Raw genomic sequence first — 18,572 nt, 5'->3', positions numbered from 1 at the left:
AAATTAACATACGTCCGCTTTTCAGAATAAAAGTGATCCCTTCCCGTTGTATAGGGGACTCGCTCAGCTGCTTTTTATTCCGTAAACGGAAAACTGCCTCAAACACAAGGTTCAAGGGCAGTCTTTATCTATGCAGCTCCGTCGTCTCTAACAACAGGATAATGTTTTCAAATTTCAGTTATTGTACCATGTTCATCCAAATAAGGCAAACGATGTTCAATTCGTGTTTTCCGATCTAGAATTGAACCATCACAACTGGGGGATAGTTCAATAGAGGAGGTGAGTAATGATGAGTACGGAAGACTTTGTAAACAAAGTGAAAGACACACAACAGAAGGCGGAGCGCAACAAACGACGCTTCGGTCACGGCACTCCTACGGACAAGCTGTCTACAAAAAAGCATAGTACGAACAAGTAACATGTAGTGGTATGCAGCAAGGAACCATCGGTAACTAGTTATAACAACTAAATCGAAAATACCAGTACCAAGAATCGACAATAGGGGCTGTCTTAAAGTAAGACGGCCCCTATTTTTAGGTGAGTAGAACTATGATCACTGGCGAATAGTATCTGACATAATAGGCATCCTATACACCACTAAGCGCATTTATACACTTATTCTCACTAAGCATTCGGTCTTTTCACACGAATAAGCACATTTTTGAGCTTAAATTCTACAAACACTGCCTACCACTTTAAAATAAACGTAGATTTGCGCTTATTTATTGATATTCGTTACCATACCACTGTAGAACTCATATCTATGCTTACTCTCCATTGGAATAAGCGACAAAGCCATTGTCTCATAAGGAGAATCCTCTACACATATGACCGTTTTTATTAATTATTGTGCATACTCATGCGGGTAATACTCAATTCGGGAATGTGCGTAAATTGAGATTTGCTGTTTGTCCTTGTCGTAGTGTACCGGTCCATCCTTAACGTAGTACCAAATCTTCAACGTAGGCTGATCCTCATAAGTTTTGAAAATAAACACGTTTAACTCTTCCTTACATTCGAGCAGCGCTTCTAACGTTTCATCCAAAGGTGAATGAATTTCAAACAACCATCCGTCACCTTGTTCAATTAATGTGTAATTTATGTTTTTCTTATTGGAATCAAAAAACATTCGGCCACTCACCGCATGTTTCACTAGCAACGTCTGTTTCATACTAAGCTAACCTCCAAATCTTAGCCTTTAAGGCAAATCAATCAACATAAAGAAAGTATCTTCTGAAGCCTTCAGCACAAGTTCGCTAATGTCTTCAATATGTGAAGTATCACCAGTTCCTAGGAACAGTTCACCGGAATCTTGTAGTTGATCTGCTACACTTAGTCTGCCTTCAATCGTATAAAGAAACAGCTTTCGTCCTTGCTTTGTCTTCACATCAAGTGATTCGCCTGACGCGAGCTTGCTTAGATAGATCGTCATATCCTGATTAATCGTAGCTATCTCTTCTAGGCTGCCGATCGTAGCAGATTCACCAGATACAACAGGCAACAAGTTATTATGCAACTTATCCGGGTTAAACTTCTTTGCTTCATAACTTGGAGCAAGCCCTCGCTCCCGTGGCATAAACCATAGCTGGAGCAAACGCATCTCTTCCGTTTCCGATGCATTAAACTCGGTATGGATTACTCCACTGCCTGCTGACATTCGTTGTACTTCACCAAATCCAGTTACAACGGAATTACCCAAATTGTCTTCGTGTTTAATGCTGCCATTCAGAACGATAGACACAATTTCCATGTCACTATGGGGATGTGCACCAAAACCTCTGCCTGGTGCCAAATAATCGTCATTGCATACACGCATGACGCCGAAGCCATTACGATCTGCATGCTGATATTCTCCAAATGAATAGAGAGGCTGGCTTCGCAGCCAGCCTAAGTCGATTGTATGTCGTTCCGATGCAGGAAATATATGAATCACATTCATTCTCCCTCTCATCGTAAAATATTAATTAACTTACTTATTTATAGCAGAAAATGCGCAACTGTTCAACTTTCTAATTTAGGAAATACGCAACTTCCAATATGCTCAACTACTTACTGGCTTCTTCGAAACCGTGGTTGGAACAACAGTAGGATACAGTTTAGCGAGCAAATATGACTGTACAATCATAAATAGTCCGCCCGTCACCCAGTAAAGCGAAATCGCCGCTGGTGCCCACATTGCGAAAGCTCCCATTAAGATCGGAGACAAGTAACCAAGTAGAGCAAGCTGTTTCATCTGCTCCGACTCGTTCCCTTGCTGCGAAACTTTGAATTGAATGAAATAAACGACCGCAGCGATTATCGGCAACAGGATGTCTGGTTCGCCTAACTTAAACCAAAGAAACGAATGTGACGACAGTTCAGGCGTTAAACGAATAGCCGAATAAAGTCCTGTAAGAATCGGCAATTGTATTAACATCGGCAGACAACCCATCGCAAGCGGGTTTACTTGATGTTTCGAATACAGTTTCATCATCTCTTCTTGACGCTTCGTTATTGAATCCTGGTCCTTCTTGCCTTTATACTTCGCCTCTAATTCCTTAAGTTCCGGCTTCATTGCCGCCATCTTTACTTTCATCGCTTGCTGAGCACGATATTGTTTAAGCATAAGCGGGAATAAAACAAGTCTGATAACAATCGTTATTATCATAATGGCAATACCGAAATTATCATTGAACAAACTTGCCGTCCATCCGATCACTTGAGACAGCGGGTAAATGACATAATGATTAAATATACCGGGCGTTTCTGCGTCAATCGTTCCTGAAGCTGGAGTACAGCCTCCAAGGGTAAGCAGCGCTCCGAGTAAAATGACGAATACGACCAACCGAACGATAGAAAAGGACGGGAATGTTTGTTTTCTGGGCATAAATATTAACCTCCTCATTTGTTTGAACTTGCTTAACAAATGAGGACTTGCACTCCGTTTCATCATCAATAGGCGCATCTTTGCGTTTCACGTTTCTGACGAGCCAACGTTGAATGGTAGCGGTAATTTCCATCACTTGAGATACGGTGATCCAAAGTATTTCAGATCGCACCGTCGAGCACCAAATAATTGTTTGCCCTTCTCTAGGATGAGCCGTATAAGCATACACAAATGTGCATAATAAGCTCATCGTAAATAAATATGGAATCCATTCCTGTAACTCCAGCTCGAACAAAGCATTCCCTCCCTTCTCATCACTGTTATGTATATCTATATTATCATAAAAATTTGTTCTATATCTATTTAAAATTGAATAAATATTCATTTAAATGGATAAAGATACCGTTTGCAAGCGAGCTTGTTTATGCTATTCTAACCCTACTAAATTTCTGTCGACAAAACTAAAAATGAAAGAGGCTAACATGCGAACATCTATAATAAAAAGATCATCCCTATTACTCGTCGTTCTCATGACGATAATGATTGCTACGGGCATATTGCTAAGCGGTACACAAGCGGGTGGGCACTTCATCACGACCACTTCCGCAGCATCTCCAGCACCTTCTCCAATTGTAGGTGAAAAGGGAACGATCGTTATGGGCACATCGCCAGACTATCCCCCCTACGAAAATGTAGATGCAAAAAACAATGGTGAAATAGTCGGTCTGGATATCGATATCGCCAAACACATTGCTACTAAGCTTGGTTATAAGCTAGAAATTTCAAGTATGGATTTCAACGGCTTAATTGCCTCGTTGCAAACTGAACGAGTAGACTTTGTAATGTCAGCGATGTCCGTTACAGAGGAAAGAAAACAGAACGTCGATTTCTCTTCGTCCTACTACGTAGCGCGCAATACGATCGTTTCTAAAAAGAGTGAACCACTTGAGACAGAAAGTTCATTAAACGGAAAAGTTGTCGGTACACAACTTGGTTCAACTCAAGATCTATACGCCGAGACACTTACTGGAGTTGAACTAAAAAAACTTAACCGTATTCCCGACTTGATTCAAGAACTTAAGACTGGCCGCATTCATGCCGTCATTGTCGAAGATGCGGTAGCTGTAGAAATGATAGCAGCCAATCCTGATCTAGTGATGAACTTCGTTCCAGCTAGCAACGTAGAAGATGGCTATGCCATTGCTTTTCCTAAAGGTTCTGCACATGTAGAGGCTTTTAATGGTGTACTAGAAGAAATGAAGAAAAACGGTGAACTTGATGCAATTGTCGGCAAATGGTTCAAAGAAGAGGAGAAAAAAGAAGCTTCCCTCCTTAATCTCGACTTCAGCATTCTTAAAGGTTATATCCCTTATATTTTGAAAGGTGTCTACGTTACACTCTTATTCACATTTGTATCCGCCCTGTTCGGATTTGTGTGGGGTACGATCTTATCACTGTTCAAAATATCAGGCATTAAGCCACTCGAATGGTTCGCAACTGTATATACGTCCATCTTTAGAGGAACGCCGCTGCTTCTGCAGTTACTATTAATCTATTATGCGACACCACAGTTGCTCAATTATGATATTTCGCCGCTTCTGGCGGCAGGTCTTGCCTTTGGTTTAAACTCTGCGGCTTATCTCTCCGAGACGATTCGTGGTGGTATTATGGCGGTAGACAAAGGGCAGCGCGAAGCTGCTATGGCACTAGGTATACCATATTGGACGATGATGATAAAGATTATATTGCCTCAAGCACTACGCACCATTTTGCCGGCACTCGTTAATGAATGTGTTGCTTTATTGAAAGAATCTTCACTCGTATCTGTCATTGGTGTTCAAGATATTATGCGTAGAGCAGGAGTTGTGCAAGCGACAGAATTCCGCGCATTCGAGGCGTTATTATTCGCAGGTGCAATCTACTATGTGCTTGTCCTTATTTTAACATCGTTTGCAAATCTGCTCGAAAGGAGGCTGCGCCGCAGTGATTAACGTAACCGAACTTACTAAATCTTTTGGCAAAAACCAAGTGTTAAAGGGTATTACAACAACAGTCGCACAAGGAGAAGTCGTGGCGCTGATCGGGCCGTCCGGCTCAGGTAAATCGACTTTTCTAAGATGTTTAAATTTGCTTGAGAAACCCACCTCCGGCATTATTACAATCGATGATATTGAATTAACTAGCAAGCATACGGATATTGGGGCTGTAAGACAACGAATTGGAATGGTGTTTCAGCATTTTCATTTGTTCCCGCATATGACTGTCATGGACAATATAACGTTTGCGCCACGTAAGGTAAAAGGATTATCAGAGGCTGATGCTAAGGATAAGGCGATGGTTTTGCTGGAGCGTGTTGGTCTCGCAGATAAGGCAGATAGCTATCCTTCACGACTATCCGGTGGACAGAAACAACGTGTGGCAATTGCTCGTAGCCTTGCAATGGAACCTGACATTATGTTGTTCGACGAGCCTACTTCGGCGCTTGACCCTGAGATGGTGAAGGAAGTGCTTGCCGTTATTCAAAGTCTAGGTAACTCAGGCATGACGATGATGATCGTTACACACGAGATGAAGTTTGCACGTGAAGCTGCGGGAACGATTTATTTCATGGACAACGGTTTACTCGTGGAGAAGACTGCGCCTGAACAATTTTTCACTAAGCCGCAAAGCGAACGTGCTGCTCGGTTTTTGGAGCAGGTTTTATAGGGATTGAATTTATGAGGGGGACGACGCATTGTCGTCCTTTTTTTGTTTGAATATGAGAAAAAAGCTGAGCAGGGAAGCTTAATCTCAATACCAGTGCTTGATGTGACTATATTTCACTGACAAGGATATGCAATTCGTTAACGAGTCAGCATACTATTAGTCATTAATGGCAGCATGTGTTTTCGAACTTATAGCTAACGAACTCAGTAACTCTTATTTGCCCAAATTGTACCGTTCAAAAGGTTTAACGAACTCAAGAATGCTTATTACGTGTAAAGTCGCTTTATTTCGCTCAAAAACTACATGATAACGATACTGGAGTTCGTTAGACTAAATTACATGTCATTTTCTTCAATATAAGCACCATACGGTTCGTTAGGAGACATCATACTAGTCATTAATGGTAGCGCATGTTACCGAACATAACGCTAACGAACTAAGTATGTGATCATTTATTTTGCAACTAGTTAGCCATAAAGTGGGTTCTATTACTAGATCGACATCATTCAATAAAGTGGGAGGCGTTTGATGTGTCATTACATGCTGCAACAGTAACTAAAATTAATGTAAATCCGTTACCTATGACTACTGACCGTATAAAATTATGGTAACTCCCTACATCGCAAAAGGGTTATGGCGCGGCGAACTCTCTTATGTGAAATATTTCTTTGAGCGCCCCGTTCGCAACATGCTCGTCCTTATGCTTGATTGGTACATCGGCGTACAATCCAACTTTGAAAGTAACCCAGGCAAGCTGGGCAAATATTACGAGCAGCTTCTACCACCCGAGCTTTGGCAAAAGTTTGTAAGTACATTCCCAGATGCCGACGAAGCCAACATCTGGCGTTCCCTATATACGATGGGCGAGCTTTTCCGTGAAACGGCCAAAGTTGTTTCTGACCATTACGGCTTCACTTACAACGAAGGTGAAGATGAACGTGTCACCGCATACTTGAAACATGTTCAGTCCTTGCCTAGAAGTTGAGGAGCCACTAGCTCCGTCTTCCCATACATATAAGGCCTTAGCGCTTTTGGAATATAAATCGAGCCATCTTCGCGTTGATGATTTTCTAATAGTGGAATTAGAATGCGTGGGCTCGCTACAGCCGTATTGTTCAAAGTATGACAATAACGTAACACGCAGTTTTCATCGTAATACCGAATGTTCGATCTACGCGCTTGGAAATCATGGAGATTCGACGACGAATGAGTTTCACCATAAGCCGCACGGCTAGGCATCCATGTTTCCAAGTCATATTGTTTATACGTTTTTTGCGACATGTCCCCTGTACAGACTGCTACTTTCCTATATGGTAATTCGAGCAATTGGAGAAGTTTTTCTGCATTTGCTGTTATCTCTTCTAATATAGTATTCGATAATGCTGCATCCGCCCGGCAGATAACAACCTGTTCTACTTTGGCGAATTGATGTACACGGTAGAGTCCATGTACGTCTCTCCCTGCCGATCCGACTTCACTTCGGAAGCACATCGATGCTGCCGCAAGTTTAATTGGTGTCTCTACTTGAACAATTTCGCCAGCATGAAAAGTTACAAGTGGAACTTCCGATGTTCCAACCAAATAGCGGTCCTCATCCTCAAGCCGATAAGTCTGATCCCTTCCCGTTGGGAAAAAGGCGGTGTTGTTCATCGCTTCCGGCCTAGCCATTAGCGGCACTTCCAACGGGGTGAATCCTTTCTCTACGAGAAGATCCAGCGCAAGCTGTTGTACAGCACGATGCAGCAACACTCCCGCACCTTTCAAATAATAGTGACGAGTTCCCGCCGTTTTTACACCTCTTGGAACATCGATAAGATCGTGAAGCGCACCCAGTGCCATATGATCCCTTGCCTCAAAGTCAAAGCTAGGGGGTTCCCCAAAACGAGCAAGCTCAACATTATCTTCATCCGAACGACCGACTGGTGTATCCGGCGAAGTTACATTAGGAACAAGCTCATACAGAGTAGCGAAAGCCTCTTCCGCAATAGTTAGCTCATGATCAAGCTTCCCTAAACGATCATTTACTTTCCGCGCATCTTCCTTAATAAGGTTAGCTTCCTCTACCCGCTTCTCCAGCATCAATTGCCCGATTTGTTGCGACAAGCGATTCCGTTTTTCTCGCAGTCCGTCCGTTTCTTGAATCAACTTTCTTTTCCGTTCGTCCCATTGCAGAAGGTTATCAATCGACACATCGATCCCTTTCTGCTCCGCCGCTACCCGTACTTCTTCCGCATTCTCTCTAATCCATTTCATGTCCAACATGCTACCGCGCTCCTTTTTGATGGAAATACAAAAAACGCCCTAAATCCCACATGGGACGAGGAGCGTTTATCTCGCGGTGCCACCCAAATTGATCAGACAGACAAAAGCAACAGTCTGATCCTCTTTGTTCCGCGGTAACGGGCGGATTCCGGTAAACTTAGGGGGAGCAAGCCATTAATATGGTTTCCCCTTGACGAGAACGCCTCCGAGTTGGATACTCTTCACTGGCATAATGATAATGTTAAGTTGGTTCGTATTATAGCGTATGCCAAAGTCAAAATGCAAGCTCATTTTAGTTTCCCAAAATGGGATAACACGGTATATTGGTAAAAACAGGTCTATCTTTTTATAGAAAAGGGGGACTCCTTGAGTGAAAAAACTATCACATATACAAGAGCTTACTGCTCTTAAAACGATCGCAGAAACGTTAAACCAATCCAATCATGTGTTTGATATGTTGGATACGGTGCTTGAGAGACTGCTTGATGTAACTGGACTTACATTCGGTTGGATATTTCTAATCGAAGATAACCGTGAATACACGTTCGCCGCAGATCGCAACCTCCCGCCAGGGCTGCTTCATAACGATAAAAGTCTTATGCAGTGCGGATCATGCTGGTGTATGGATCAATATCATGACGATCAATTAAACGATGCCGTCAACATTATGAGTTGTCGTAGGCTTGGTCATGCCCAAGCTGCAAATTACGGCGATACGTATGGCTACACCCATCATGCAACTGTCCCTCTTAGCATAGGTGATCGCAAATTTGGGATACTGAATGTCGGCGCTGCGGATAGAAATTATTTTACAAATGAAGAGCTTGCCCTCCTTCAATCTGTTGCCTTGCAGATCGGGGTTGCTGTAGAGAGAATGCGACTTCATAAGATGGAAGAACAGAGAGCTGTACAGTTTACACGCCTTGGTCACTTCAGCCGTGCTCTTAATTTGTCTATTAGCTCAGGTCTGGCAAGGGTTCAGATTATTGAACGAGCAGTAGAACTTCTGACCACACACTTTGAATGGCGGGGTGTAGCTCTTCTTGAAAAGGTCGGTGAGCATTATCAATTACAAGCTCTATACTCGGGCGAAGTGTTGCTGGACAACTTTGTACGTTTGCCTCAAATAGAGGCGAATTGGCTTCAGCAATCGCTCACAGGTAATAACTATCTAGAGTTAAGTGGAGCACTGGCTGCTACATTAATCAGCAAATGGGAGTACACTCACTCCACCCCTCGTATTCATACCGTGCTCGCTGTACGAAGTACATGCAATGATACGGCAACTGAGAGTTACTTACTGATTGGCTGTTCCGATCCACCTTTCCTCTCCGCAGTTGACGGAGAAGTACTTAACTCCATCGCTGAACATATTGCAGTAGCAGCGGAACATGCAAGATTAGAGGAAACAAGACGAGAACTCGTCCGGATTGAAGAGCGAAATCGTCTTGCAAGCGATTTGCATGATTCCGTTTCGCAAATGCTGTTTTCAATAAGTATGACCGCCAAAGGTGCAGGCTCACTTCTGCGTAATAGTGATGTTGCTGCTACGGAGCTAGCAATTGCGGACATGGGCAGTATGTCGCAAGAAGCATTGAAGGAAATGCGAAGCCTTATTATGCAGCTCAGACCCGCAAACTTGGATAGCGGCATCGTTCATGCACTAAAGAACTATGGCAAACGGTTAGGTATTTCCGTTCAAATAGAGGGCAACGATCAACTAAAGAACATATCTCCTACCATCCAAGAAACAGTGTGGCGAATCGGCCAAGAATCGCTAAATAATATCGCAAAGCACGCTGCGACCGATCGGATGGAGATGGCCATCTCTATTCTTAATGAAGAATTGATTTTTGTCGCGCAGGATAATGGTTGCGGTATGAATGTGACAGAATCTTTGGCGACAGATAGTTTGGGAATATCGATTATGAAGGAGAGAGCGCTGTCTCTTGGCGGGCGTTTGAAGCTAACTAGCGCGCTTGGAGAAGGAACATTAATTGAGGTTTCGATTCCTCTGAATGTGGCGCCCAATAGAGGGAGTGTTAACAACTGATGAGTATACGCATTTTGCTTGCAGACGATCACAAAATGGTTCGTAAAGGTTTACAGATGTTCCTATCTTCACAACGTGATATTGAACTAGTAGGGGAAGCTTCATCCGGTGTTGAAGCATTAGAACAAATTTCTATACTATCTCCAGACATTATACTTATGGACATTCGTATGCCGGACATGGGCGGTATTGATGCTACTAAAGAAATTACACGTCTGCATCCTACTGTTAAAGTAATTATTCTTACTTCCTTTTCCGATCAGGATCACGCGTTACCTGCTATTCGAGCCGGAGCAAAAGGCTATTTGCTCAAAGATATTGAACCCGATGATTTAGCTATTGCGATACGACGTGTTCAAGATGGTAAGGTTGAGCTTCACCCTGACATCGCCAGCCAATTGATGAATCAATATGTATCTCTCTATAACGGAGATGTTAATAACGAGGAACCACAACAACACGACTTATTAACAAAACGTGAGCAAGATGTTCTCTCACTAATCGCATCCGGTATGAGCAACCGTTCCATTGCGACAGAACTAGTTATTACCGAAAAAACGGTCAAGACGCATGTTAGCCATATTTTGAGCAAAATCGGGGTAACGGATCGTACGCAAGCAGCATTGTATGCAGTGAAACACGGGCTTAATAGTAAAGTTCAAAACTCAGACTAAAGTCGTAGAGCATTCAGCCAAAGGTTGAATGCTCTTTGCTTATAAAGATCCATCCATATTCTGACGCGCCGATCTGAATGGCGATGATATGATTACATCAGATCAATTGTCGATGACAATTCAGAAGGGAAATGATTCGTATGAATATCATTTTGTTAGCAGGAAGCAATCGCAAAGACGCCACAAGCACCCGCTTATCCGCATTTGTTGGCGACATCATTTCAAAAAGTGGGCATCAGGCACATTTATTTGATCTTTATGAAAAACCGTTGCCGTTCTATTCACCGGATGACGAATATGATAGTACCGATACGATTTCCGAGTTACAAAAAGTTATGCGCCAAAGCGATGCTATCGTGCTCGCTACTCCTGAGTACCATAGCAGTATATCTGGTGTATTAAAAAATGCGCTTGACCATCTAGGTCAAGAACACTTCCGTGGAAAAGCTGTATTGTCCATGAGCTCTGCAGGCGGTGCGGTTGGAACAAGCTCTCTTCAACAGCTTCAAGCCATCGTTCGCAACTTGCATGGCATTAATTCCGCTGAATGGATATCTATTGGTGGTGCGCAGCGCAATTGGTTCGCTGAATCGCATACCGATCATGAAGGTTCTGGTGGAGAAGTTACCGAACGGATTAGACGTGTAACCCATTCATTTTTAGAGCTGGCAAGCCGAATTAAAGGGTAATGGGCAGGGGCTAATATACTCGTTGTTCAGTCACAATACAGCCCCTATTTATCCCTCCCCGCATTTATAATTTTAGCTGCTTCCAGCTTCGATAGAGACTCTAAATTAGGTAATTGCGCTTCCGTTAGTTTAAGCTCTTCGATAGCCTTAAGTTGTGTTGCTGTAGCAGGCTGACGAGCAATCAATGCATCCAAATTGTCATAAGCAATCTGCTTTGCTAGCACTCTGTCATTGAGTAGATCAATTAGCCGATATATTGCATCAATGGCTTGTAGCTCACTATTAAGTCCAAATCCAGAGTCTGTGCTGAGCAGAATACGGTTTGGATATTTTTTTATAATAGGAATAAAGTCGTCAAGCTTGTTTGTACTATCCGCATTGTAAGCAGTAAACCCTGCAAAAAAATCAACATAAAGATTCGGATGTTCCTCTAGCAGATTTTCTACATTTCCAGGCGTATTGTAGGCATTGGCATGTGCCAAAATAATTGTTGTATCAGGATATTGCATAAGAGCTTCCTTGAGCTTCGAGATCGGTAGCCCATCAAGCGGATCAATATGCAGTAACAGAGGTGCTTGATATTGTGCGCATAACTCATATATTTGTGGCAAAATACCATCCATTGGATGAGCTGTTTTCCACGGTACTTTAGTAAGTATTGGCGAATAGGTAGACGCAGCTGCAATTTCACCTATTCCGAAATAACCCTTCTCCAAATTGTCCTTTACCGTCTGAAGGCCTGATTCCTCTAACAAGTTTACTCCTGAGAAAAAGGGAATAAACCGATCTGGATGATCCAAATAAGCTTCCCAAGCGATTTTATCTGTTACGACTGCATCAGGTGAAGATACTGCACCAAACAAAACGATTCGTTCGATACTATTTTTGTCCCACGTCTCCATCATTTTACGATATCTTTCACCACCTGCATTATGATTATGTGCATCAAAAATCGGAATATCATCATATTGTTTAACCAATTGTTCCAAACTTTTCTCACCATTTTGATCATCGGTTGGTATTTCATTAGATAGTGATTCTCCAGTTTGGTTGACTGCCGATGCGCTTTGTTCGATTACCTTTGTATTCTCGTTGTTTGCTTTGCCCTGAAATAATTCTCTTGTAATAAGAAATACTCCCATAATAGCAACTACGCTAATAACTAATTTTGCGATACGATAGCCTTTCGAATGCTCCATAAAACCTCACCCTCTCGCCTTTCGTTTTATACTTGGCAACATCGTAACATTCTCCTTAAATCCTGTACATTCCACTAGATTCATGAATTGTTATACTTTTTAATGATTTTCTTCATTTAAACACAAATAGGGGCTGCCTTAGGTAGATTTCTCTACACTAATGACAGCCCTGCTACTCTTACATTTATTTATTACGCTTGTTGCACAGCTTCAATTTCTAATGAAATCTTCACATCGTCGCCGATAAGAACGCCGCCTGTTTCTAGTGCTGCATTGTACGTTAGACCGTAGTCGCTACGCTTAAGTGTGCTCTTAGCGCTGAAACCAGCTCGTGCATTACCCCATGGATCTTTGCCAGAACCTTCATAAGTCACTTCGAAAGTTTCTGTACGAGTAACACCATGCAAGCTAACTTCTCCAGATACCTCATATTCACCTTCGCCAGTTTTCACGATAGTAGCGGCATTGAAAGTAAGTGTAGGATATTTTTCTGTGTCAAAGAAATCAGCACCTTTTAAGTGTGCGTCACGATCAGCGTTGCGAGTATCTACACTGTTGATATCGATGCTAAAAGAAATGTTTGCTGAAGTTAGGTCATTTACATCAGCTTCGACATTAGCTTCGAATGTGTGGAACGTCCCTTTTACCTTCGAAATCATCATATGTCTTACCGAAAAATCGATTGCACTGTGTGAGGCGTCTACTGCCCATATTGTTTTTGCCATTTATAAAACCTCCATTTAGTTTATATGCTAACAAATATTAATTAACTTACTTTTGTTATCTGTTGAATTTATCTTAAACTAAAGACATTTGATTGTCAACTGTTTCGTACTCGATAATTTTTGGGAAACAACGGTGATACTGTGATAACCAATTCTGAAAAGTAAACAAAACAAATAAAGGACATTTCCTTAAGTAGACACGAATCGGATAAAATCCTAATCGCCTATCCACTTAGAGAAGATGTCCTTTTCTTACACTCTATTTACATAAAAACTGCTTAACATGCGAGCTCATCAGCCATTTATCGACGATCAGAACCTCGCAAGAGTTTTATTAGTTTAAGTATTATTTCATTTTTTCAAACACTTACTCTGTTCCTTCTTCAGACGATTCTTCAGCTTCAGCCTCTTCTTCGACCGCTGCAGCTGCTTCCTCTACTTCCTCTTCCAACTCAGCTTCTACTACCTCAGTAGCTTCTGCTTCAACTGCCTCTTCCTCTGCTTCAGCAACTTCTTCAGCAGGGGAATCCTCCGAAATCAATTGTACAATTTCTTCCGCGTTCTCTTGAACAATTTCTTGTTCTTGGCTCATATTTTTCACCTCCTACTATTTTGTATCTTAATTGTATCGTTTTAATAGAAACTAACAAGAGGTGTAAAATGTCGCTTCATAGGAAATTTCTCCGTAATGGGCAATCATTCCGCTTCGCAACAGTTCACCCCCGACTGAAGTCTAGGTTAGGATAAGACTCTCGGAGGTTTTAAGCATTCTTTACAAAGGCTACCATTATAACGAAGCTAACGAACGATAAACGATTTATTAGATATAGACCTAGGAGGGTCAAGTAAATGTACAGCATACTTACTTATATCGATCAAGGAGCATTACTACTGTTGCTTATAATAAGCTTCATCGCTTGGAATAAGGCATCTACACTAATCAGTAGCCGTTCCGAAAAGGAGCTTCACCATAAAGTACGCTCAATAAAGTATTGGACCATTGGTCTTACTATTATTGTTGCTATAGGCATAGTAGCCGACATTACTCTTGCTGCAACACTTCACCATATGCTTTGGATAGATCGAGTACTCGTAAGAGCACCTTTAGCCGTATTATCCGTTTTGTTAATTTGGTTACTAGCAATGCCAAGACTACGATTGCTACTTGTAAGAACGCAAGCACAAAAGGGGCACGCTCTTGATCTTCCCCGCAGGAGACATGCAACAGACTCTGCTCTAGTGGCACCATTTACTATTACGGCACTACTCGCACTAGGCAATTTCTACTTTCTTATCTCCCTATCCACTCCATTTCAATGGTTAGAAGTGACTATACCGCTTATCGTTTTATTGTTTCTAGGATGTTCGTTATGGGTACGTCAAACGAGCCGCAACCAAAAAGCGACTTTATGTGCAAAAGAGACTTACGTCAGGCCTTGGACTAGAAGACTTCAGATTTCTGGCCTTGCTGCTGCCCTTGCCACTATGATTAGCGTCCCAACACTTGCTGCAACGGATTACAACTACTTACCCCATTCACCCCTCTTTGTAGGTGGTAGCTGTACAAACGAATTAATCGAAATTCCCTTTAATAAGGAGTCTACTTTGAACGATCCATGTATCATTATTTTGTATAATCGACTTTCTATTTACGACGGAATACCAGCCCTTTATGATACAATTAATGGGATTTCAACGCCTAATCTTTCTACGATTGTTGCAAAGGAAGGCGAACAAATAAGGGCAACTATTATTAATCGCAGCACTGTTCATCACCCCTTGCATTTGCATGGTTATCATATGCTTGTACTCTCGCACAATGAAAAGCCTATAACGGGCAGTCCATTGCTAACGGATACACTTCATGTAGCACCCGGGGAGGTGTATGAGATCGCTTTTGAGCCAAAATAAAACCGTACTTTGATTGTGAGTAATGATCCATTATAATTTATAAGGAACGGAGTGTTCATTCGTATGAAGATCAAAACAATTGGCGGTTCACTTCTACTGCTGCTCGGCGTCATGTTGCTACTTAATCAAGGTGAAACATTCGGACCTGGTAAAATCTTTGCATACTTCTGGCCATCACTATTTGTACTTCCGCTAGGTCTGTTCTTTCACTGGCTATATTTCAGTATGACTGGCAGAAGAGGTCTTGGACTTTTAATTCCAGGCGGTACTTTGATAACAGTTGGTATCGTTTGTCAAATTTCCATGTTATTTAACAACTGGCACGTGATGTGGCCTGGCTTTATCCTTGCCCCTGCAGTTGGTTTGCTTGAATTTTATTGGTTCGGCAACCGTAACAAATGGCTGCTCATTCCAATCAATATTTTAACCGTGCTCTCTCTATTGTTCTTCATTGTCTTTTCATTCGGTGCGCTATTTAATACTGTGTTATCGGAACAGCCGTATTTCGCAGTTCTTCTTGTCGTAGGTGGAGCAGCGATTTTATTGCTAAGAAAAAAGACAGACTAAGACGAAGCACCCATTCACCGTTGTCTATTCTGAGGAGGCTCACCCTGTAATATGCTTACATTTGACCAAAAACTAGCTATCATTACGTCCTTTCCTGAACTTCAGCGAAAGGACGTTTCGCTTGGCCGCGTAAACTTTCATTATGAAGAGAGTGTCCATGAGAAACAAACAGTCGTCTACCACTTACACCCGAACGGAAACGGCTTTGTATTTGCCGGACTTCTTAAGGGAGTGCCCACAGATGCCAAAGGCATGGTTAACATCCGTGACTTCGAGTCAGATGAGCTAAAGCAATTAATTGCTCGTTCGATCACTTCGCTTACTGGTGACTCTTTAGAAGTAGCTGACACTAGAGTTGCCCGCGAACCAAAAGACTCCTTCCAATCTTCACGTGCAGAATTTTGGAGAGGACCGGGCGGTGCACGCCTAACGTTGCTTCTCGAAGATGACCTCTGGTATGTCTACGCTGGCAAAGAACTAGAAATGGCTTTCGAAACGTATGAAGAATCCGTCCAATATTTACAAGACGAGCAATTTCGACGCGAGTAGACAGGATTTCGACCTCCCGTTGTCTAATTATTAAGGTACATCCTAGACTTCGGGAGGAACAATCGTGTCAATCAAAGCTAAGTTATCTTTCTCCATCTCAATGATTGTCGCCATCATATTATTACTTAATATTGCGTCTTCTTATATGTCTTCCAAAGTGAATCAAGAAAATACTTACGAGAGACAAATGCAGGCTATCGCCAAGCAGATTGTTGTCACTCTTGAGACATTAGAAAAAAATCGTAATACGATGGATATAGAACTGGGTATTAAACTTCGCCTCGCCGCTATGGTCGCCCAAGAGAAATTAAATCCAGATATCGAGCAAGTTACAGATGCGCAGTTAGTAGCGCTGCGTGATGAGCTCGGCATAGATGATTTAACACTCTGGCAACGTATTAACGGTGAGGTTATTTCCGTTAAATCCTCTAATCCCGACGAACTGGGCTTAAGCTCTAAGTCATGGGATTATTGGAATACAGCTTTTCACCAGCTATTTAATTTAAAAAAAGTTGATATTAAACAAGGACAAACGTTACAAAACTTTTGGACAGGTCCTATCAACTACGCCGTTTCTGACCCTACACTTATTAACAAATGGGGCTATTATTACGACGGTTCCACAAACTACATGATCAATACGATTATCAATACAGATAAAAACTTTAAGTACGATCTTGTAAACGGTACTAATGATGTTATTCGTAAACTGATTAATCAACAGCCTGCCCTTCTAGAAATAACAGGTATCGACCCGCAGTATTTTGGTACTGCTCCGATTATAAAGATGAAAAAAGGTGTGCCCGTACACAATCTTGATGTTAGAGCTATTCCCTTCGGTACGTACACGTACAAAAATACAGCCGAAGAAACAGCTATTGTTCAGGAAGTTGTTACAACTGGACAAACGATCACCAATAGTCATTCTTCTAACGGCAAGCAAGTACTACGGAGCTTTATTCCAATTATAGCGGACAAGCACTATGTCATTAGTGTTGCATTCGATGAACAAGCACTTCATGAGCCGCTCAAAAGGCAACTTTTTGCACATATTTTAATCTCGCTTGTACTTGTAATGATCACACTGATTTCTAGCTATTTTATTGCAGGCTATATGATACGATCGCTCAATCAAATATTAATAACAGTCAACGCAATAGCTACCGGCAACTTCAAAGCTACCACCGTTATTCATAACAACGATGAATTGGGTCTACTGGCTACGCGAATTAATACAATGGGTGCTAACCTTAATAAATATACGACTCAGCTTAAGGACACTGCGAATGAGTTACAAAGTACAAAGCAATACTTGGAATCCTTTGTAAATCACACTTCAGATGCGATTCACGTAATCGATTTACAAGGACGAATTATTCAAGTGAATAACGCTTTTGAGGCCATATATGGCTGGCGGAGAGACGAAGTAATTGGTCATCCACTTCCTACTGTTCCTGAAGAATATCGCACGGCTTATGAAGATCTTATTCATAAGGTTATAACTGGTGGTTCGGTTACGGACCATGAGACGACTCGATTTACTAAGACTGGTGATAGTATTGAGATCAGCATCACAATTTCGGCTATTAGAAACGAACATGATGCCATTATCGCGATCGCTTCGATTTCACGTAATATAACTTCACGGAAACAAGCAGAAGAAATGATTAGACGATCCGAGAAGCTGTCCGTCGTAGGTCAACTGGCAGCGGGCGTTGCGCATGAAGTTCGAAACCCTCTTACGACTTTGCGAGGTTTCGTGCAACACTACCAGCGAACAGGGTCATTGTCACCCGTTATTCTGGACCTGATGTTATCCGAACTGGATCAAATTAATATGATTGTCAGCGAGTTTCTTGTACTTGCTAAACCACAAGCTATCAGACAAGATTGTTTGAAAATAAACGAACTCGTCGGGGATATTGTGATGCTTATGGATTCAGAAGCTAAACTTTATAATGTGGAACTTGTCGTTCGGAAACTGACCGATATCCCTACTATTCCAGGCGTAGCAAGCCAACTTAAGCAAGTGTTCGTCAATGTGATCAAAAATGGCCTCGAAGCGATGGAAGATGGCGGGGAACTCATTATCGAGCTCAAGAGTTTCGATGACCACGAAATTATCATTTGCTTCATCGATCAAGGAAAAGGTATTTCTGAAGACGATCTCAAACGAATTGGCGAACCTTTCTATTCTAAGAAAGAAGGCGGCAACGGTCTCGGCGTAATGATCTGCCAACAAATTATCGCCATTCATCTAGGTAGCATGCATTATTATAGTAAGATTGGTGAAGGCACTTGTGTAGAAATTCGTTTACCGATTCCTGAAAAATCGATCTGCCTACCTCTTGAGGAAAAAGGAGTACAATAA

Annotated in this window: 18 protein-coding genes; 11 read left to right on the top strand and 7 right to left on the bottom strand. The window is 42.0% G+C overall.

Annotation, left to right across the window (positions count from 1 at the left end):
- Positions 1-286 precede the first annotated feature (286 nt).
- On the top strand, positions 287-418 hold the full coding sequence (locus I6N90_RS18525; protein WP_197937091.1) for a DUF4023 domain-containing protein: 132 nt from the start codon (positions 287-289) through the stop codon (positions 416-418).
- Between the two features lie 426 nt (positions 419-844).
- Here the strand turns inward: I6N90_RS18525 and I6N90_RS18520 are convergent, their stop codons facing one another.
- The 3 genes from I6N90_RS18520 to yidC form a co-directional block, all read right to left on the bottom strand.
- Positions 845-1,171 carry a hypothetical protein gene (locus I6N90_RS18520; protein WP_197937090.1) on the bottom strand — a complete coding sequence of 109 codons (327 nt, stop codon included), beginning with the start codon at positions 1,169-1,171 and terminating at the stop codon, positions 845-847.
- 27 nt (positions 1,172-1,198) lie between these two features.
- Positions 1,199-1,933, bottom strand: coding sequence for a pirin family protein (locus tag I6N90_RS18515; protein ID WP_197937089.1), 735 nt, complete (start codon positions 1,931-1,933; stop codon positions 1,199-1,201).
- Positions 1,934-2,041: 108 nt separating this feature from the next.
- Positions 2,042-2,866, bottom strand: a complete 825-nt coding sequence (yidC, locus tag I6N90_RS18510) for a membrane protein insertase YidC (protein ID WP_197937088.1) — start codon at positions 2,864-2,866, stop codon at positions 2,042-2,044.
- 497 nt (positions 2,867-3,363) lie between these two features.
- Between yidC and I6N90_RS18505 the strand changes: the two genes are divergently transcribed.
- From I6N90_RS18505 to I6N90_RS18495, 3 genes are all read left to right on the top strand, one after another.
- Positions 3,364-4,857: an ABC transporter substrate-binding protein/permease gene (locus tag I6N90_RS18505; RefSeq protein WP_442950972.1), complete on the top strand. Its 1,494-nt coding sequence runs from the start codon at positions 3,364-3,366 to the stop codon at positions 4,855-4,857.
- Complete coding sequence (locus I6N90_RS18500; protein ID WP_197937087.1) at positions 4,850-5,572, top strand: amino acid ABC transporter ATP-binding protein; 723 nt, start codon at positions 4,850-4,852, stop codon at positions 5,570-5,572. The genes I6N90_RS18505 and I6N90_RS18500 overlap by 8 nt, the downstream gene beginning before the upstream one ends.
- A gap of 604 nt (positions 5,573-6,176) precedes the next feature.
- The gene (locus I6N90_RS18495; RefSeq protein ID WP_197937086.1) at positions 6,177-6,557 is read left to right on the top strand and encodes an aminoglycoside 6-adenylyltransferase; all 381 of its coding nucleotides are present in this window, start codon (positions 6,177-6,179) and stop codon (positions 6,555-6,557) included.
- Here the strand turns inward: I6N90_RS18495 and serS are convergent.
- The gene (gene serS / locus I6N90_RS18490) at positions 6,536-7,834 is read right to left on the bottom strand and encodes a serine--tRNA ligase (RefSeq protein ID WP_197937085.1); all 1,299 of its coding nucleotides are present in this window, start codon (positions 7,832-7,834) and stop codon (positions 6,536-6,538) included. The genes I6N90_RS18495 and serS overlap by 22 nt on opposite strands.
- A 370-nt stretch (positions 7,835-8,204) precedes the next feature.
- Here serS and I6N90_RS18485 point away from each other — a divergent pair, with 370 nt between their 5' ends.
- From I6N90_RS18485 to I6N90_RS18475, 3 genes are all read left to right on the top strand, one after another.
- Positions 8,205-9,887, top strand: a complete 1,683-nt coding sequence (locus tag I6N90_RS18485) for a GAF domain-containing sensor histidine kinase (protein ID WP_197937084.1) — start codon at positions 8,205-8,207, stop codon at positions 9,885-9,887.
- Entirely contained in the window at positions 9,887-10,561 is a 675-nt protein-coding gene (locus I6N90_RS18480; protein ID WP_232243094.1) for a response regulator, read from the top strand. The genes I6N90_RS18485 and I6N90_RS18480 overlap by 1 nt, the downstream gene beginning before the upstream one ends.
- Positions 10,562-10,692: 131 nt before the next feature.
- Entirely contained in the window at positions 10,693-11,250 is a 558-nt protein-coding gene (locus I6N90_RS18475) for an NADPH-dependent FMN reductase (protein WP_332262472.1), read from the top strand.
- A gap of 44 nt (positions 11,251-11,294) precedes the next feature.
- Here the strand turns inward: I6N90_RS18475 and I6N90_RS18470 are convergent, their stop codons facing one another.
- The 3 genes from I6N90_RS18470 to I6N90_RS18460 form a co-directional block, all read right to left on the bottom strand.
- The gene (locus I6N90_RS18470) at positions 11,295-12,449 is read right to left on the bottom strand and encodes an amidohydrolase family protein (RefSeq protein WP_232243093.1); all 1,155 of its coding nucleotides are present in this window, start codon (positions 12,447-12,449) and stop codon (positions 11,295-11,297) included.
- A gap of 191 nt (positions 12,450-12,640) precedes the next feature.
- Positions 12,641-13,174 carry a YceI family protein gene (locus tag I6N90_RS18465; RefSeq protein WP_197937082.1) on the bottom strand — a complete coding sequence of 178 codons (534 nt, stop codon included), beginning with the start codon at positions 13,172-13,174 and terminating at the stop codon, positions 12,641-12,643.
- A gap of 367 nt (positions 13,175-13,541) precedes the next feature.
- Positions 13,542-13,766 carry a hypothetical protein gene (locus tag I6N90_RS18460; RefSeq protein ID WP_197937081.1) on the bottom strand — a complete coding sequence of 75 codons (225 nt, stop codon included), beginning with the start codon at positions 13,764-13,766 and terminating at the stop codon, positions 13,542-13,544.
- A gap of 257 nt (positions 13,767-14,023) precedes the next feature.
- Here I6N90_RS18460 and I6N90_RS18455 point away from each other — a divergent pair, with 257 nt between their 5' ends.
- From I6N90_RS18455 to I6N90_RS18440, 4 genes are all read left to right on the top strand, one after another.
- Entirely contained in the window at positions 14,024-15,085 is a 1,062-nt protein-coding gene (locus tag I6N90_RS18455; RefSeq protein WP_197937080.1) for a multicopper oxidase domain-containing protein, read from the top strand.
- Positions 15,086-15,148: 63 nt separating this feature from the next.
- Entirely contained in the window at positions 15,149-15,652 is a 504-nt protein-coding gene (locus I6N90_RS18450; protein ID WP_197937079.1) for a hypothetical protein, read from the top strand.
- A 51-nt stretch (positions 15,653-15,703) separates the two neighbouring features.
- On the top strand, positions 15,704-16,201 hold the full coding sequence (locus I6N90_RS18445) for a hypothetical protein (protein WP_197937078.1): 498 nt from the start codon (positions 15,704-15,706) through the stop codon (positions 16,199-16,201).
- Positions 16,202-16,265: 64 nt separating this feature from the next.
- On the top strand, positions 16,266-18,572 hold the full coding sequence (locus I6N90_RS18440) for a PAS domain S-box protein (RefSeq protein ID WP_332262471.1): 2,307 nt from the start codon (positions 16,266-16,268) through the stop codon (positions 18,570-18,572).

The organism is Paenibacillus sp. GSMTC-2017 (assembly GCF_016019935.1).
Classification (GTDB): Bacteria; Bacillota; Bacilli; order Paenibacillales; family Paenibacillaceae; genus Pristimantibacillus.
This window is presented reverse-complemented; position numbering and strand designations above follow the sequence as displayed.

What these genes read in the sequence shown, in the direction of transcription:
- I6N90_RS18525 (WP_197937091.1), top strand. Translation starts at nt 287, where the DNA reads ATGATGAGTACGGAAGACTTTGTAAACAAAGTGAAAGACACACAACAG.
- I6N90_RS18520 (WP_197937090.1), bottom strand. Translation starts at nt 1,171, where the DNA reads ATGAAACAGACGTTGCTAGTGAAACATGCGGTGAGTGGCCGAATGTTT.
- yidC (WP_197937088.1), bottom strand. Translation starts at nt 2,866, where the DNA reads ATGCCCAGAAAACAAACATTCCCGTCCTTTTCTATCGTTCGGTTGGTC.
- I6N90_RS18495 (WP_197937086.1), top strand. Translation starts at nt 6,177, where the DNA reads ATGGTAACTCCCTACATCGCAAAAGGGTTATGGCGCGGCGAACTCTCT.
- serS (WP_197937085.1), bottom strand. Translation starts at nt 7,834, where the DNA reads ATGTTGGACATGAAATGGATTAGAGAGAATGCGGAAGAAGTACGGGTA.
- I6N90_RS18480 (WP_232243094.1), top strand. Translation starts at nt 9,887, where the DNA reads ATGAGTATACGCATTTTGCTTGCAGACGATCACAAAATGGTTCGTAAA.
- I6N90_RS18475 (WP_332262472.1), top strand. Translation starts at nt 10,693, where the DNA reads ATGATTCGTATGAATATCATTTTGTTAGCAGGAAGCAATCGCAAAGAC.
- I6N90_RS18470 (WP_232243093.1), bottom strand. Translation starts at nt 12,449, where the DNA reads ATGGAGCATTCGAAAGGCTATCGTATCGCAAAATTAGTTATTAGCGTA.
- I6N90_RS18465 (WP_197937082.1), bottom strand. Translation starts at nt 13,174, where the DNA reads ATGGCAAAAACAATATGGGCAGTAGACGCCTCACACAGTGCAATCGAT.
- I6N90_RS18460 (WP_197937081.1), bottom strand. Translation starts at nt 13,766, where the DNA reads ATGAGCCAAGAACAAGAAATTGTTCAAGAGAACGCGGAAGAAATTGTA.
- I6N90_RS18455 (WP_197937080.1), top strand. Translation starts at nt 14,024, where the DNA reads ATGTACAGCATACTTACTTATATCGATCAAGGAGCATTACTACTGTTG.
- I6N90_RS18450 (WP_197937079.1), top strand. Translation starts at nt 15,149, where the DNA reads ATGAAGATCAAAACAATTGGCGGTTCACTTCTACTGCTGCTCGGCGTC.
- I6N90_RS18445 (WP_197937078.1), top strand. Translation starts at nt 15,704, where the DNA reads ATGCTTACATTTGACCAAAAACTAGCTATCATTACGTCCTTTCCTGAA.